Source organism: Bosea sp. (in: a-proteobacteria) (assembly GCF_023953965.1).
Lineage (GTDB): Bacteria > Pseudomonadota > Alphaproteobacteria > Rhizobiales > Beijerinckiaceae > Allobosea.
Map to the genome: position 1 here is coordinate 2,568,334 of NZ_JAMLIX010000001.1, position 16,303 is coordinate 2,584,636.

Genomic DNA, 16,303 nt, shown 5'->3' on the forward strand with positions numbered 1-16,303 from the left:
TCAATCGGTCTCGTTGCGGCCCCTCGCCGGCAGCGAGGAGGACGTGCAGGTCATTTCCCTAGCCGTCGAGGGCCCGGATGCGATCCAGTCCGCCGAGTTCAGGCGGCCATCGCCGAGCGATCTCGGCAACCGCGAGCAGGCGCTGCTTCTCAAGGACGCGATGTCGCTGTCCATCCGACGCGGCGCTGGCCCCTTCCGGTCGGCGGCCTCGATCACCTTCACGCCACGCTCCTACCAGATCGCGCCGCTCCTGATGGCGCTGAAGCTCGACCCGGTCCGACTCCTGATCGCCGACGACGTCGGCATAGGCAAGACGATCGAGGCCGGCTTGATCGTGCGCGAGATGCTCGACCGGGCGGCCATTCGCAAGTTCGCGGTCGTGTGCCCGGCCCATCTGGTCAGCCAATGGGTGGACGAACTCAAGACCAAGTTCGAGATCGACGCCGTTGCGGTGACGACCGCCACGGCCGCGAAGTTGGAGCGAGGGCTTCCGGAAACGGAAAGCCTGTTCCGGCATTACAACTTCACGGTCGTCAGCCTGGACTTCATCAAGGGCGCGAAGCGCATCGACGATTTCGTGCGCGAGGCGCCCGAGCTCGTGGTCGTTGACGAGGCCCACTCCTGCGTCACCGGCAACGAGAGCAGGCATCGTCGATTCGAGGTGGTCTCGAAGATCGCGGCCAGGCCGAACAGCCATCTCCTGCTGCTAACGGCGACGCCCCATAGCGGGATCGAGAATGCCTTCTTCCGGCTGCTCGGCCTGATCGATCCGGAGTTCCTCAAGCTCGGCGAAGCTGATGGGCAGGAACGCCGCGAGCTGCGCGACCGACTGGGCGACCACTTCATCCAGCGCCGGCGTGTCGACCTCAAGGTCTTTCCGGACGGCAATGCCTTCCCCATCCATAGGAAGGACGAGCGCAAATATTCACTGGGCCGTGAGCACGGGGCCTTCATTGAGGACGTGCTCGATTACTGCCACTCGGTCGTCAGCAAGGCCGGCTCCGACGAGCGCCGTCAGCGCCTGGCGTTCTGGGGCACCCTCGCGCTGATGCGGTGCGTGGCGTCGAGCCCGGCGGCGGCGGTCAGCGCGTTGCGGGCGCGTGCCCTTTCCGAGTTCGAGAACTCGGAGGTCGTCTTCGACGGCGTGCTGGATCGCGACGACGAGGATGTCGAAGGCAGCGACGTCGAGCCGAACGCCTTGTCGCACCTAGAGATCAATCCCAAGCTTGAGCGGCTGATCGCCCAGGCCATCGGCTTGGCCGCGTCGCCCGGCAAGGACCCCAAGCTCACCTGCTTGCGCAAGGCCGTGGAGGAACTCCGCGGCTTCGGGCACATGCCCGTGATCTTCTGCCGATACATCAGCACGGCCCGGTTGGTGGGCGAGTATCTCCGGAAGGTCTTCAAGGGCGTCGAGGTCGGTATCGTCACGGGCGAGTTCCCGCCTGCCGAGCGAAAGCAGGCCGTGCTGGACCTCATGGATCACGAAGACCGCATCCTCGTGGCGACCGACTGTCTCTCGGAGGGCATCAACCTGCAGGACGGATTCGACGCCGTGGTGCATTACGATCTCTCTTGGAACCCGACGAAGCACCAGCAGCGCGAAGGCCGCGTCGATCGCTTCCAGCAGCCCTCGGCAACCGTCCGGTCCGTGCTCATGTATGGCGAGGACAACCCCGTGGATGGCGCCGTCCTTGAGGTGATCATCCGGGGCGCCCAGGCCATCCAGAAGCAGCTCGGGGTCGTCGTGTCGCTTCCCGAGGACGAGCGCGCCGTTTCCCGCGCCTTGATGAAGGCCACGATGCTGCGCTCGAAAGGCGCCGGGCGAACCCAGATGAGTTTCGACTTCCTGGCCGATGCCGACAAGGAGATCGCCACCTATTGGCGCAATGCCGAGGACCGGGAAAAGCGAACCCGGACCATCTTCGCCCAGTCCGTGCTGAAGCCGCAGGACGTCGTCGACGAATGGCAGCGTGCCAGCGAGATCCTCGGCACGGCGGAGGACGTCCTGCGGTTCGCGCAGTCATCGTTGAACGCCTATGGCGTGCCGTTCCAGGTGGAGAAGGCGATCGTCACGGTGCCCCTTGAGCCGTTACCCGATTCGATCAGGGAGCGGCTCGATATCCTCGGGTTCACCGACAGCATCAAGATCGAGACGCGCGGGGTCAGGGCACCATCCCGTTCGCATCCGTTGGTGGCGACGCTGGCCGAGCACATCGTCGAAGCAGCGCTGGAGGGGGCTGACGACCAGCGCCTGGCGAGAGCGGCGGTCTGGCGGACATCGGAGACCACCGACATCCAGACGGTCGTCCTGGCTCGGGCGCGCTTCCGGATCTTCCTGAAGACGCGATCCGGCGAGACGATGCGGATCGCCGAGCAGGTCGGGGCCTTTCGGCTCGTCGGGCCGGACGGCCAGACGCTGCTCGACAAGGGAGCACTCGACATCCTGGCGGCACCCGTGGCGCAGGACGTGCCGACCGGGGTCGCGCAGCGCATGGTTGTCGATGCTCTGGCCCGCCTCGATCGGCGCAAGGACAGCGTCGAGATCTGGAGCGCGCAACGGGCGGGTACGCTTGCGGAGGACCACCGACGCGTCGCCCGCGCGGGCGCCGGCCGCGCCGCGCAGATCGATATCGGCCAGGCACGCGTCGAGCCTATCCACCCGGTCGATATCATCGGGTTGTTCGTTGTCCTTCCGGCGTTGCAGTAGCGAGTGGACACATGACCCGTAGAGTGAACGACCTCGAACTCCAGGCCACCGTCCTTGAAGGCGGAATTCTGCACGCGGCGACGATCCAGAAGGTCCAGAAGCTGGAAGCGGCCCGGCAGAAGCCGGAGGACTACGACGTCGACAAGGGCCTCGACCTGCGGGACGAGATCAACCGGGCGTTCAAGATCCTGAGCGCGCGCTTCAGCGATTTCGACAAGACCACCAAAAGCCCCCTCCAGGTCCGCGCCTTGGCGGAGCACCTCTTCGCGAAGGTGCTGGGATTCGATCTCGAATTCCAGACGCTGCCCGTGCTGTATGAGGGCCGCGAGTTCAAGGTGGCCTTCCTGTCGGGGCACGTCCCGATCATTCTCACATCTCCCGGCCAGGACACCGAGAAGGCCGGCCTCGACATCCCTCAGGCAGCGTTCGCGGACGGCAAGCGCAAGCGTTCGGCGGCGGGAACCCTTCAGGAGCTTCTCAATGCGAACGAGGCCCGCATGTGGGGCTTCGCGTTCGATGGTCATGTCCTTCGGCTAATGCGCGACAACGCCAGCATGACACGGCCGGCCTATGTCGAGTTCGACATCGCGCGCATCATCAACGAGACGCTCTTCGCCGAGTTCTCGATCCTCTGGCTGCTTTGCCATGCGACCCGATTCCGAGGGGCATTGGACGAGATCATCATTGAGGGTTGGAAGCAGGCAGCGAAGGACGACGGCGTCGTTGCGAGGGATCGGCTCCAGGGCAATTTCCGGGCGATGCTCCTCGATCTCGGCAATGGGCTTCTGGAGAACCCGCGCAACGATAAGCTTCGGTTGGCGCTGCGGGAGCGCAAGCTGGATGCCATGCAGTTCCAGGGCGATCTGCTGCGGTTCGCCTACCGCGTGATCTTCCTCATCACGATCGAGGATCGGGACGTCTTGCATCCGCCTCACACGGAGACCGCGGCATCGGAGCTCTATCGCACCGGCTATTCCCTGGCCCGTCTCCGCGACAAGGCGCTGAAGCGGGCCGGTGATAGCCGGCACCATGACCTCTGGCTGGGGCTGAGGTTGACGCTTGCCAAGTTGTCGACCGGCGACGCGGCGATCGGGCTGCCCGCCCTTGGCGGCCTGTTCGATGGACGTCTCTGCTTCGACGATGCCGTCGTCTCGAACCGGCGCCTGATCTCGGCCATCCGGCATCTGTTCTGGATGCAGACCGGCACCGGCGTGGTCAAGGTGAACTGGCGGGACATGGAGACCGAGGAATTCGGTTCCGTCTACGAGGGTTTGCTGGAGCTTGTTCCACTCATCTCGCCCGAGAACAACGCGATGAACTATCCCGGCGATGCTGACGAGGTTCGCGGTAAGCCGCCCGGAAAGGGCAAGAAGGCAGGTGGCAACAAGAGGAAGACGACCGGCAGCTACTACACGCCCGATAGCCTCGTGCAGGCATTGCTGGATTCTACGCTCGACCCGGTCGTCGATCAGGCGTTGAAGGAAAACGATGATGCCGAGGCGGCGATCCTGGACCTCAAGATCATCGATCCGGCATGCGGCTCAGGGCACTTCCTGCTTGGCGCCGCGCGCCGGCTGGCTGAACGGTTGGTCCGTATCCGATGCGAAGGAGCGCCCACGCCGAACGATTGGCGTCATGCGATGCGTGATGTCGTTCGGTCGTGCATCCATGGCGTCGATGCCAATCCGCTGGCCATCGAATTGTGCAAGGCCGCGCTGTGGCTGGAGTCTATCGAGCCAGGCAAGCCGCTGACTTTCCTCGATAACCGCGTCAAGTTGGGCAACAGCCTGTTCGGTGTCCATGACCTCACGCTGTTGAAGGGCGGCATCCCAGACGATGCCTATGCGCCGCTGAGTGGCGACGACAGGACGGCTGCCCGATACTATCGCGACCTCAACGCCGAGTTCTTCGCCGCTCGAAAGAAGAACCCGAACCAGTTTGAGATCGACTTCAGCACGGGATATGGCGCGATCGTTGAGCTCGACCGGTTGTTTGACCGCAAGCCTGAGGAGACGCGCGCGGACGTCGAGGCGAAGGCCGCAGAGTATCAGGCGCTGCACAGCCATGAGGAGCTAATGCGCTTCACCATGGCAGCCAACGTCTTCTCTGCCGCGTTCTTTGCTCCGAAGGCAGAGGTGAAGAAAGGGTTCGATCGTTCGCACCGGTCGGTCCCCGTTTCCCTTGATGTCTTTCAGTTGATCAAGGGCGAAGCGGGCACCGTTCCTGCGTCCGTGATCAGTGAGGCCGAGCGGCTGGACAAGCTGATCAACTTTTTCCACTGGCCGCTTCAGTTCCCAGCGGTCATGGGACGGGGCGGGTTCGACATCGTGGTTGGAAACCCGCCATGGGAGAAACTTAAGCTGGTCGAGAAGGAGTTCTTTGCGACCCTTGCGCCACAGATCGCAGAAGCTGGCAAAACCGACCGTGCGCGTTTCATCAAGCTCTTGGCCGATTCCGACCGAGATTCCGCAGAGCGCGTGCTGTTTGACAAGTTTGTCGCGGCGAAGGGCGTCGCAGAAGCGGGAAGCAATTTCGCGAGGAAATCGGGCCGGTTCCCGCTAACGGGGCAAGGCGATATCAATCTGTATCCGCTTTTTGCTGAGCACTTCTGTTCTATAGTGAACAATGTGGGTCGCTCTGGCTTGATCTGCCCAACAGGTATAGCAACCGAAAAGAATACGAGTATATTCTTTGGTAAAATCGTCGATGATAGATCGATTGTGAGCCTATTTGATTTCGAGAACAGGAAAGCCCTTTTTAAGGGCGTTCATCGGAGTTTTAAATTTTGCCTGCTTACGATCGGAAAAAATAAAGGCGCAATCGAATTTATCTCATATGCAACATCACCAACAGATTTGACTGACGATGATAGGAAATACCAACTCTCCCCGTCTCAAATAGAGCGCGTCAATCCAAATACAAAGACAATACCATTATTTAGAACGCGGACCGATGCTGATTTAACTGCGCGAATTCATGATCGCGTCGACGTTCTAATTAGAGTTGATGATTCCAACAAGTGGAACCCCTGGAAAATCAAATACGCTCGCTTTTTTGATATGACGAACGACGCGACCCCGTTCTTTAAGACGAAGCAGCAACTTTTGAGCGAGGGGTTCGTAAGAGATGGAGTGGATTTCGTCGTAAGAAGCGATGCAACCGAGGATCGACGGGTGCCGTTATATGAAGCCAAGATGGTTCATCATTACGACCACCGCTGGGCAACGTATGAGGGGGCATCCGAAACGGAGGTTGTCGTTGACGATGATGGGAATTCAACCGTTGAATTGAAGCCTAGAGACGTCACCGAGGGTGAAAAGAGCGATCTGCTGTTCGAGCCGGAGCCCCGATATTGGGTCCCGGCGATTGAGGTGGAGCGACGCCTTGCGGCCGCTGGATGGCGCTTCGAATGGCTGGTTGGCTGGAGGGATATTTGCCGCGCTACGGACGAAAGGACCGTGATTGGCGGCTTCATGCCGAAGGTCGGGGTGGGCAACACCATGCCGATCATGCTGCCGGAGGCTTCTGCCCGCCAGATCAGTTGCCTGGTGGGAAATCTATCTGCGCTCGTGTTGGACTTCGTCGCTCGCCAGAAGGTTGGTGGGACGCACCTCAACTACATGCACATGAGCCAACTGCCCTTGCTTGGTCCGGACTTGCCTCCGTCGCAGGAACAGTTCGTTTGCGAGCGTGTGGGGGAACTCGCAGCCTCGTCTGGGTCGATGGCAGCGCTGGCGAAGGACCTCGGCGTGCAAGTCCGACGGGTTGGGGAAGACGAGCGGCGCATGATGAGGGCCGAACTCGATGCCTTCTTCGCCATCAAGTATGGGCTGTCCAAGGACGAGCTCCGCTATGTTGTGCAGGGCGGTGAGAAAACCATCCAGTGAAGCGCCTGCGTTTGTGCGGGCGCGGGCGGCGTAAAAGTCGTCCACTGGATAGGCTGATCCCTTTCGGGGTCGGCGGGGATGTTCGCTGTGGAGGTCTACGCGGCGGTTCGCGATTTCGTTTTCAATCAGAAGCAGAGCCGACGGGAAGCGGCTCGCGTGTTCGGGCTGAGCCGCGAAACGATCGCCAAGATGTGCCGGTTCTCGATCCCTCCGGGCTACACGCGCACGAAGCCGGTCGAGAAGCCGAAGCTCGGTCCGCTGCTGCCGGTGATTGAGGCGATCCTGGACGGAGACCGGGCGTCTCCGGTGAAGCAGCGCCATACGGCGAAGCGGATCTTCGAGCGGCTGCGGGACGAGCACGGCTTTGCCGGCGGCTACACGGTGGTGAAGGACCATGTGCGGCTCTGCCGGGCGCGGGGCCGCGAGACCTTCGTTCCGCTGGCCCATCCGCCCGGTCACGCCCAGGTGGATTTTGGCGAGGCGCTGGCGGTGATCGGCGGCGTGCGGCAGAAGATCCACTTCTTCTGCCTGGACCTGCCACAGTCGGATGCCTGCTTCGTGAAGGCGTATCCGCGCGAGACGACGGAAGCGTTCCTGGACGGTCACGTCTCGGCTTTTGGCTTCTTCGGCGGTGTGCCGCTGTCGATCCTCTATGACAACACCCGCATTGCGGTGGCGAAGATCTGCGGCGATGGCCGGCGCGAGCGGACGCGGGCCTTCACGGAGCTGGTGAGCCACTATCTGTTCCGGGATCGGTTCGGGCGCCCGGGCAAGGGCAATGACAAGGGCAAGGTCGAGGGGCTGGTGAAGTATGCCCGCTCGAACTTCATGACGCCGATCCCTTTGGCGGCGAGCTTCGCCGAACTGAACGCGATGTTGGCCGAGCGCTGCCGCCGGCGACAGGACGAGCGGGCCGGCCGGCATGCCCAGACGATCGGAGAGCGGCTTGTTGCCGATCTCGGGGTCTTGCGCCCTTTGCCGGCAGTGCCGCTGGAGCCGTGCGAGAAGCGTGGTGCGCGGGTCTCGTCGACGGCGCTGGTCCGATATCGGTCGAACGACTACTCGGTCCCGACGGCCTATGGCTTCCAGGACGTGGTGGTGAAGGGCTTCGTCGAGGAGGTCGTGATCCTGTGCCGGGGCGAGGAGATTGCCCGCCATCCCCGCAATTACGGGACGGGCGTGTTCGTCTCCGATCCGCTGCACTATCTGGCGCTAATCGAGGAGAAGCCGAACGCCCTCGACCAGGCCGCGGCCTTGCAGGGCTGGGACCTGCCCGAGGCCTTCCAGCACCTGCGCCATCTCCTGGAAGCGCGCATGGGCAATCGCGGCAAGCGCGAGTTCATCCAGGTGCTGCGGCTGCTGGAGGCCTTGCCGCGCGAGGTCGTGAGCTTCGCCGTCGGCGAGGCGATCCGGCTGGGCGCGATCGGCTTCGATGCGGTGAAGCTGATCGCGCTGGCGCGGCTGGAACGGCGCCCGGCCCGTCTGGATCTGGCGGCCTATCCGTATCTGCCGAGGACTACGGTGAAGACGACCTCGGCGGCCGATTACGCCGTGCTCCTGCCGGGAGCCGCGGCATGACGGGCTCGGGGAAAGAGACGATGCCGGCGGGCACGACCGCTGGAACGCCGCAGGTCCTGCTGGCGCACCACCTCAAGCAACTGAAGCTGCCAACCGTCCTGCGCGAGTACGACAAGGTGGCACGGGAATGCTCCCGCGACGGCGTCGATCATCCCCGCTACCTGCTACGGTTGGTCGAGCTCGAACTGATCGACCGGGAGCGGCGCACGGTCGAGCGGCGGATCCGGGCGGCGCGCTTCCCAGCGGTGAAGAGCTTCGACACCTTCGACTTCACGGCGATCCCGAGCCTGAACAAGATGCTCGTGCTGGAGCTGGCGCGCTGCGGCTACATCCTGCGCCGGGAGAACATCATCGCGCTCGGCAACAGCGGCACCGGCAAGACCCATGTCGCCCTCGCGCTCGGGCTGGCCGCTTGCCAGAAGGGCTTCTCCGTCGCCTTCACGACGGCGGCTTCGCTGGTCAACCAGCTCCTCGAAGCCCGCGACGAGAAGCGCCTGCTCAGGCTCCAGCGCGAGTTGCAGGCGGTCAAGCTGCTGATCGTCGACGAGCTCGGCTATGTGCCGCTGTCGCCGACCGGCGCCGAGCTCCTGTTCGAGATCTTCTCGCAACGCTACGAGCGCGGCTCAACCATCGTCACCTCGAACCTGCCCTTCGAGGACTGGACGTCCGTCCTGGGATCGGAGCGCCTCACCGGCGCGCTGCTCGATCGCCTGACCCACCACGTCAGCATCCTCGCCATGAACGGCGACAGCTACCGCCTCAAACAATCGGCCGGCCGCCGGCGCGCCTCCGCCGCGGCGGGGCAAAAACAGACCACCGCCAACGAAGCCGATCCAGAAACCGGCGAGATCATCCCCTGATCAATCCCGACAGCGCGATATGGCAGGGGCCCCGATCGGGGCCCCTGCCATATCCGCCACCCTCAACGCCAGTGGCCTGCTTTTACTCCGCCACGCTGGCCTGGAATCCGACCGCCGTTGACACTCGCCGGCGTGCCGCCGGCCGCGCGGGAGGTGTTGATGGCGCGGCTCCTGGCACTCAACGAGCAGAACATTCCCTTCGCGGTCAAACGCGGCAGGCGCGACAACGAGATCGTCGTCGACTGGCGCTATGCCGACGCCAGATGGCTCGACCTGATGCGCCTGCACGGCATGAGCAAGGGCTACCGGCTGGTGCTGCGTTTCGACGAGGGCGCGCACAATGTCAGAGCGCAGGACCGCTACGCCTCGTTCGACTGGTCGGCGGGGCACGGGTCCGATCTCCTCTCGCTGAATTGGAGCGCCTCCCTCGGCATCACCTTCTACGAATACCGGCACGAGCGGGTCTTCGGGCTGCAATTCAAGGACGGCAAGCCGAGCTTCGATCTCAGCTACGCCTATACCTTCGATCTCAGCGAGCTGAAGCAGCCGATCATCGAGATCGTCCGTCATGCCGGCTGGAACTTCAGGCCGGTCATCACCTTCTTCCGGCCGATCGGCGGCTGACGAACGCAAGCGAGGGCCAGCATGAAGCGCATCGGATCGGCGCGATCGCGTTCACGGTGGCGGCGAGGCAACCCCGGCCACGCAGGACGGCCAGCCGGCGCATCCTGGTCTCGCGCGCCCGACGATGCCGGAGGTAGGCACATGATGCGCATCCGGCTTGCCGCAGGTGTTGCCGCGCTTGTCGCCCCGCTCACCCTCGCGGTCGCCCCGGCCGTTGCCGCCGGCGAAAAACCCGGCATCGGCCATGCCGCGAGCGGGCCGGCTTTCCATCTGCCGGCCGGCGTCAGCGTCGAGCGGCAGGAGGTCCATATCGCGATCTATTCCGTCCGACTGGCCTATGTCTTCAAATCCGCCACGCGGCAGACCTTGCATTTCAGCTTCGCCATGCCCGCAATGCCGGTGGATGCCGGCGAGGACCTTGCCGCGCTCGACGAAAACTCGAAGGCCGCGGGGCTTGCCGCCGATACGCAGCCGGCCAACTACCTGCGCCTTTCCGTCAGCGTGAACGGCCGGAAGCCGACGCTCGCAGGCCGAGGCCGGGCCCTGCTGGAAGGAAAGGACGTCACCCGTCGATTGCAAGATGCCGGCGTGCCGTTGCTCTCCGGACCGGACGGCGAGCCGATGTGGCGGCAGCTGCCGCCGGAAAAGCAGGCGGGCCTCGAAGCGGACGGCCTGATGAGCGGCGACTCGGCGCAATGGAGCTATCAGGCCGATTTCACGTGGGACACGGTCCTCGCACTGGGCGAAACCCGTGTCGAGGTCAGCTATGCTCCGGTTTTCAGGTACTGGAGCGACATCAATCTCGACCTGTTCCCCGAGATGGCGGCCGACGGCTCGGCGACGCGGGCCTATTGCATCGACCGTGCCGTGCGCCGGGCGTTCCTTTCCGGCAAGCCTCGCTATGAACTCTACACCGTTACCCATCTGGCACCGCCGGACGGATGGCGCGGGCCGGCGAGGCTCTACCGGCTGGTGGTCGACAAGGGCGCGCCCACCGATCTGGTCGCATTCTGCCCGCAGGATGCGAAAAAGATTTCGCCGACCAGGTTCGAATGGACGGCGCGGAACCATACCCCCGGCGGCGAAACCGGCGTCATGTTCTTCGCCCGCCCCGATGCGGCATCCTCCAGCGAGCGGAAACCACCATGAGGCGCCCGCTCCTCGCGCCGAGGCCGGGGGAGGTCGCCAAGCGCGCGGCCGTCTTCACGGCGGCTCCTGCTGCAAAACGACACGAGGCCCGTGATGGGCGGGAGACCTGCACCATGATACGAATGACGGCGTTTTTTGTCGCGCTCATCCTTTCCGCCGTCCTGGTTGCCGGGCCGGCATCGGCGCAGATCGCAAGCAGCGAGCAGGAATTGCAGCAACTGGCGGCGGCTCTCAAAGCCAACGATGCGGAGCGGCGATCCGCCATCGCAACAGGCGCCGGGCTGCCCGAGAATTTGGCGCGTGACCGCCGGCTGATCACCGCATTCTATCGGTCGCGCAGTTGATAAGTGGCGCCGAAACCGCGGGTCTTCCGCGCCGTTGGAAAATCGTCGGTTATCCGAGAAATGGCTGGTGCCGCTGGCAGTCCGAGGTGCATCCGTCTCTGCGGCGGCTTTCCCTGCTAACACGGAAAGAAACAGCGAAAGCGCGGAAAATCTGCGTTTCTCAGTCGCGAAGCCGCGGCACTTCCCCAAACAAGTCAGTCAGTTAGCCCGAGCTTTCCCTAGAGCGAGAACAGGGAAGCTTCGACCGCAGATCAGCGACCGCTAGTCGGAGTTGCCGCCAGGAGCAGGGCGTTGCGCGTCAAAATAAAAGCCCAACTTGACACCGCAATTCCGTCGGAGCAGATTGGAGCCTCGATAGAGGTTTCAATGTACAAGCGGAATCAGATCAACGAGGTCCTGGTTAAGGCGATCCGGTCGACCTATTCGAGCCAGCCGGATGAGGTCATTCTCACGCGGATCAAGCGCCTGCTCGATTCTGATCGAAAGAGCAGACTGCCGTCGAGTGGCGACACGCGTTCTAGTTTCGCCTTTCATGACGACGATGCGGCTGGCTCTGGACGCGATGTCACCTTCTCCGCCTATTCCGTGCTCGCCTTATTTCTTGCGTTGCGGCTGATGAACTGCGGCTTGCCGCAGGGCAGGGCGGTCTCCGCGCTCCGCCGCTTCCGTGAGTCACTGGAGCAAGAGCATCGTCGAATGAGTGAGGTGGACATCGCTTCGCTGCTCAATATCGAAGGCACGGTTATCGCAGGTGCAACTGCACTCAGCAGGGAGAAGCTCATCGCGAAGGGCAATGTGGTCGAGGACTCTGGAAAAATGGTCTTCTTCTGCGTGCATGCGGATCTCGAAGCTGTCGGGGAAGTTACACGCATGATCGCGGGCAAGGATGGACCCCGGCCCGATATTATCTGCCGAGGATGGGAAGAGCTTGAAAAGCGGGTGAAGCTGGATGGCTATTCGAATAGTCCCACGCTCATCGTCGAACTCATGAACCCATTCATCCAGCTCAATCACCTGTTGTCGAAGACCCAGCCGGCGCGCCGCGGTCGCAGACGCGGGGCCTGAATCCAAGATCGCAAGCGCGGAGTGTATCGATTTGAAACCTAACCATAGCATTCAAATCTCACGACAGATCGAACTTCGCCCGATCGCGTCGCTTCGTCCGTCAGCACGGAACGCCAGGACGCATTCGAAGGCTCAGGTCGCCCAGATCGCGCGGAGCATCGAGCAATTCGGCTTCACCAATCCTGTGCTGATCGATGAGAAGGGCGGGGTGCTCGCCGGCCATGGTCGCCTGCGCGCTGCTGCAGAACTTCGGCTCGACGAAATCCCGACGCTCTGCATTGCCGGGCTCAGTGCGGCTCAGCGGCGGGCGCTGATGCTGGCCGACAACAAGATTGCCGAGAATGCTGGCTGGGACCGGGACTTGCTCGCAGTCGAACTTGGCGAACTCACTGGCCTCCTCGACGCAGAGGGATTGGATATCACGCTGACGGGCTTCGATGCGGCTGAGATCGATGCTCTGGCGGCCGATCTCGATGATCAGGCCGAACCCGACGATCAGGTGCCAGCAGCAGGCGACCCGGCTGTCGAGAAGGGCGATCACTGGCTGCTCGGTCGTCATAGGCTGATCTGCGCCGACGCTCGCGATGAGGTTGCTGTCGCCCGATTGATGGATGGGGCACAGGCGCAGATGGTCTTTATCGATCCGCCCTACAACGTGCCCGTCCTCGGCCATGTCCAGGGCCGCGGTGCGATCAAGCACCGAGAGTTCGCCTTCGCCTCGGGGGAGATGAGCGCCGAGGCCTTCACGACCTTTCTGACCGAGAGCCTTGCCGTCTGCGAGCGCAATGCGGTCGACGGCTCGATCCATTTCGTCTGCATGGACTGGCGCCATGTCGGTGAGCTGATGACAGCCGGAACCGCCGTATTCTCGGAGCTGAAGAATCTCTGCGTGTGGGTGAAGTCGAACGCGGGGCAGGGGAGTTTCTACCGCTCGCAGCACGAGCTCGTTTTCGTGTTCAAGAAGGGCGAGGACGCGCATGTCAACAATTTCGGGCTGGGCCAGAGCGGGCGTAGCCGCAGCAATGTCTGGCACTATGCCGGCATCAACAGCTTCCGGGCTGGGCGGCTCGACGAGCTGAAGATGCACCCGACCGTGAAGCCGGTCGCGCTCGTCGCTGACGCAATTCGCGATTGCTCGCGCCGCGGTGACATCGTCCTCGACACCTTCATGGGCTCGGGCACGACGATGATGGCGGCCGAGCGCCTCGGGCGTCGAGCCTTCGGCGTCGAAATCGATCCTGTTTATGTCGACGTTGCCATCCGCCGCTGGCTGAGTGTCACCAAGGCTGACGCAGTCCTCGCTGAGACCGGTGAGACCTATGCTGAGGTAGCACGGCGTCGGCAGGCCGTCCGCGAAAGTCATCCGACAGCTTCAGCGCCGCCAGAGCTCAGCCCGGAGCCGGCGCTCGCAGAAGAAGATTCCAGCTGGGTCGATCTGTGCGGAGGTGCGCGATGAGCGACGGAGGTGAAGCCTATCTCGTCGGGCGCGGCCGCCCACCGCTGCATTCGCGGTTCGCGCCCGGCAAAAGCGGCAATCCGCGCGGTCGGCCGAAAGGCCGAAAGAGCTCGGCGACGATCCTCGATGAACTCCTGTCGCGCAAGGTTGCGGTCGGCGAGGGCCGAAATCGTCGGAGCATGACCATGGAAGAGGTAATGATCAGGCGCATATGCCAGAAGGCCGCTAATGGCGAGTTGAAGTACGTAGAACTTGTTCTTCGCCTTAAGCAGATGCAGGGGGGCGCCGAAGAGCAGCCGGCGGTTTCCAGCGCCGAGGACGATCTGATCTTCCAGAGATTCCTGGAGAAGAACGGATGGTCGGACGATGGCGCTGCGTGAGATGACTAGGCTGGCAATGCCTGTCAGGGAGGCGGAACGCAGGCGGGTCTTCGAAATCATTCTGCGCCGAGATTTCGCCAGCTTCGTCGGCAAGGCAGCGACCTCGCTCGTTCCGGGCGATCTCGCCTGGAATTGGCATCTGGACGCGATCTGTCACGCTCTTGAGCAGGTCCGACTGGGCAAGACACGGCGGCTGATCATCAACCTGCCGCCGCGGTCGCTGAAATCCGTGATCGCGTCGGTCGCCTTTCCTGCGTTCGCGCTGGGCCACGATCCGAGCAAGCGCATCATCTGCGTCAGCTATGCGCAGGACCTAGCGAACAAGCACAGCAACGACTTTCGGGCCCTTATCGGCAGCGGCTGGTACCGAAGCCTCTTTCCTGGAACGAAGCCCTCGGCCCGCAAAAATACTGAAGCCGAGATTCAGACGACCGGTGGCGGCATGCGCCTCGCCACCTCGGTCGGCGGCACACTGACCGGCCGCGGCGGTTCGCTGATCATCATCGATGATCCGATCAAACCCGATGATGCCATGTCAGCGACCACGCGCGATGCTTGCAACAAATGGTACTCAAACACCTTGCTGTCGCGCCTCGACAACAAGGTCGAAGGTGCCGTGGTCATCGTCATGCAGCGCGTGCACATGGACGATCTGGTCGGCTATGTATCGCGGCAGACCGGCAGCGACTGGACCATATTGAACCTGCCGGCGATCTCGCCCGCCGATCAGCTCATCCCGATCGGGTACGGGCGTGCGCACCTCTTCGCCGAAGGCGACCTGCTGCACCCAGAGCGAGAGCCGCAGCAGATCCTCGACGATCTCAGGGCCAATCTCGGCTCTGATGCCTTCTCCGCCCAATATCTCCAGGAGCCGGTGCCGCCAGGCGGCGCCATGATCAAACGCGCCTGGATCAGCCGCTATGCCGTGGCACCTAGCCGCAAGCCTGGCCAATCGATCATTCAGAGCTGGGACACCGCGGCGAAGGGCGGCCCGGGAAACGACTTTAGTGTCTGCACCACCTGGCTGTTCGCCCGGCCCAACTACTATCTCTTGCATGTGCACCGTGGCCGACATGACTATCCCGACCTGCGCCGCAAGGCGATCGAACTCGCCGACCGCTATAAGCCCAGCCGCATTCTGATCGAGGATATCGGCGCCGGCACGGCTCTGCACCAGGAGCTGAAGAAGGCGGGCGTGCCGGTTCGCGCGATCAAGGTCGATCGAGACAAGCAATTTCGGATGGCGGAAGTCTCGACCAAGTTCGAGAACGGCTTCGTCCACCTGCCGGAGCGGGCCGCCTGGCTTGCCGCGCTCGAGGATGAACTCTTCGCCTTCCCGGGCTCGCGCCACGACGATCAGGTGGATAGCATCTCACAGGCCTTGAAACACGGAACGTCCGGCTATCAGCTCACCGCCGAGAATATCGGATAGTTCAAGCGCGCTCGTTCTTTGGCTTGCGGCCAGGCGGGAGGGCGGCAGGCAGTCCTGCGCCAGCCGGGGGCTCAACGAAGAGGTCGGCGACCTTGACCTCCAGAGCCTGGGCCACGGCTGCGACGACATTGATCGTGACGTTTTCTTCGCCGCGCTCGACCCGGCCGACATAGGCGCGGTCGATGCCGGCAGCCAAGGCCAGTCGCTCCTGCGACAGGCCCTTTGCGACCCTCAATCGGCGCAAATTCCATCCGAGGATCGCGCGGGCATCCATGCCCGTCAGAGACGCTATCGGCGTCCGTCTATCGACGGACTGGTAATCTCCTATTTCTGAATTATCTGCGGGTGAGCTGCGGACGCAGCGCCAGGCGGGGGCCCGCAATGAGCGAAGACGTCGAGATTGTGCCTGCGAATGCCGTGGCGATCGGAACCGGGCAGACTGGGATGTCCGGCGAGCACTTTGTCACCGGCGAGCTTTTGCGCCGCGGTTGGCTCGCCGCCATGGTCAACGGCAACTCGCCGCTGATCGATATCCTGGCTTCGAAGGGCGCGCGCACCATCCAGATTCAGGTCAAGACACGGCATGAGGGCGCGAAGGGCGACACTTCACTCGCCCAGGCCAAGTTCGCAGCGCACATTTTCTACATCATCGTCGATCTGCATGCCGAGGGGGCCAGCTACTATGTCGTCCCCGGGCCCGAACTCGACCGGATCTATTATCGCAGCCCCTGCGGGGTCAGAGGCCGCATCCCGTTCAAGACCCTGAACCCATTCAAGAGCCGCTGGGACCTCCTCGATAACGAGGGCTGACCAGTTGAGCT

Annotated in this window: 14 protein-coding genes; 12 read left to right on the top strand and 2 right to left on the bottom strand. The window is 63.1% G+C overall.

Translation table 11 applies throughout. The features are described from left to right. Positions 1–160: 160 nt before the first annotated feature. The 5 genes from M9917_RS11945 (at position 161) to M9917_RS11965 (ending at position 9,656) form a co-directional block, all read left to right on the top strand. Positions 161–2,707: a DEAD/DEAH box helicase gene (locus M9917_RS11945; protein WP_297254846.1), complete on the top strand. Its 2,547-nt coding sequence runs from the start codon at positions 161–163 to the stop codon at positions 2,705–2,707. A gap of 23 nt (positions 2,708–2,730) precedes the next feature. Next, positions 2,731–6,594 carry an Eco57I restriction-modification methylase domain-containing protein gene (locus M9917_RS11950; RefSeq protein ID WP_297253934.1) on the top strand — a complete coding sequence of 1,288 codons (3,864 nt, stop codon included), beginning with the start codon at positions 2,731–2,733 and terminating at the stop codon, positions 6,592–6,594. Positions 6,595–6,672: 78 nt separating this feature from the next. Next, positions 6,673–8,172, top strand: coding sequence for an IS21 family transposase (gene istA, locus M9917_RS11955; protein WP_297250232.1), 1,500 nt, complete (start codon positions 6,673–6,675; stop codon positions 8,170–8,172). Continuing rightward, entirely contained in the window at positions 8,169–9,032 is an 864-nt protein-coding gene (gene istB / locus M9917_RS11960; protein ID WP_465246306.1) for an IS21-like element helper ATPase IstB, read from the top strand. Before istA ends, istB begins: the two co-directional genes overlap by 4 nt. 159 nt (positions 9,033–9,191) lie before the next feature. After that, positions 9,192–9,656, top strand: a complete 465-nt coding sequence (locus M9917_RS11965; protein ID WP_297253936.1) for a hypothetical protein — start codon at positions 9,192–9,194, stop codon at positions 9,654–9,656. 51 nt (positions 9,657–9,707) lie between these two features. Here the strand turns inward: M9917_RS11965 and M9917_RS11970 are convergent, their stop codons facing one another. Next, positions 9,708–9,965: a hypothetical protein gene (locus M9917_RS11970; RefSeq protein ID WP_297254899.1), complete on the bottom strand. Its 258-nt coding sequence runs from the start codon at positions 9,963–9,965 to the stop codon at positions 9,708–9,710. Here M9917_RS11970 and M9917_RS11975 point away from each other — a divergent pair. The 6 genes from M9917_RS11975 (at position 9,927) to terL (ending at position 15,482) form a co-directional block, all read left to right on the top strand. Next, a complete protein-coding gene (locus M9917_RS11975) occupies positions 9,927–10,805 on the top strand; it encodes a DUF4424 family protein (RefSeq protein ID WP_297254848.1) in 879 nt (292 codons plus the stop codon). The two genes, M9917_RS11970 and M9917_RS11975, sit on opposite strands and share 39 nt — an antisense overlap. Before the next feature lie 113 nt (positions 10,806–10,918). Next, positions 10,919–11,149: a hypothetical protein gene (locus tag M9917_RS11980; protein WP_297253938.1), complete on the top strand. Its 231-nt coding sequence runs from the start codon at positions 10,919–10,921 to the stop codon at positions 11,147–11,149. A 291-nt stretch (positions 11,150–11,440) separates the two neighbouring features. After that, positions 11,441–12,214, top strand: a complete 774-nt coding sequence (locus M9917_RS11985) for a hypothetical protein (RefSeq protein ID WP_297253940.1) — start codon at positions 11,441–11,443, stop codon at positions 12,212–12,214. A 31-nt stretch (positions 12,215–12,245) separates the two neighbouring features. Beyond that, the gene (locus M9917_RS11990) at positions 12,246–13,670 is read left to right on the top strand and encodes a site-specific DNA-methyltransferase (protein ID WP_297253942.1); all 1,425 of its coding nucleotides are present in this window, start codon (positions 12,246–12,248) and stop codon (positions 13,668–13,670) included. Further along, a complete protein-coding gene (locus M9917_RS11995; protein ID WP_297253944.1) occupies positions 13,667–14,050 on the top strand; it encodes a DUF5681 domain-containing protein in 384 nt (127 codons plus the stop codon). The genes M9917_RS11990 and M9917_RS11995 overlap by 4 nt, the downstream gene beginning before the upstream one ends. Further along, complete coding sequence (gene terL / locus M9917_RS12000) at positions 14,037–15,482, top strand: phage terminase large subunit (RefSeq protein ID WP_297253945.1); 1,446 nt, start codon at positions 14,037–14,039, stop codon at positions 15,480–15,482. Before M9917_RS11995 ends, terL begins: the two co-directional genes overlap by 14 nt. A 1-nt stretch (position 15,483) precedes the next feature. Here the strand turns inward: terL and M9917_RS12005 are convergent, their stop codons facing one another. Next, positions 15,484–15,756, bottom strand: coding sequence for a helix-turn-helix domain-containing protein (locus M9917_RS12005; protein ID WP_297253947.1), 273 nt, complete (start codon positions 15,754–15,756; stop codon positions 15,484–15,486). Between the two features lie 107 nt (positions 15,757–15,863). Here M9917_RS12005 and M9917_RS12010 point away from each other — a divergent pair, with 107 nt between their 5' ends. Then, positions 15,864–16,292 carry a hypothetical protein gene (locus M9917_RS12010; RefSeq protein WP_297253949.1) on the top strand — a complete coding sequence of 143 codons (429 nt, stop codon included), beginning with the start codon at positions 15,864–15,866 and terminating at the stop codon, positions 16,290–16,292. Positions 16,293–16,303: the final 11 nt, after the last annotated feature.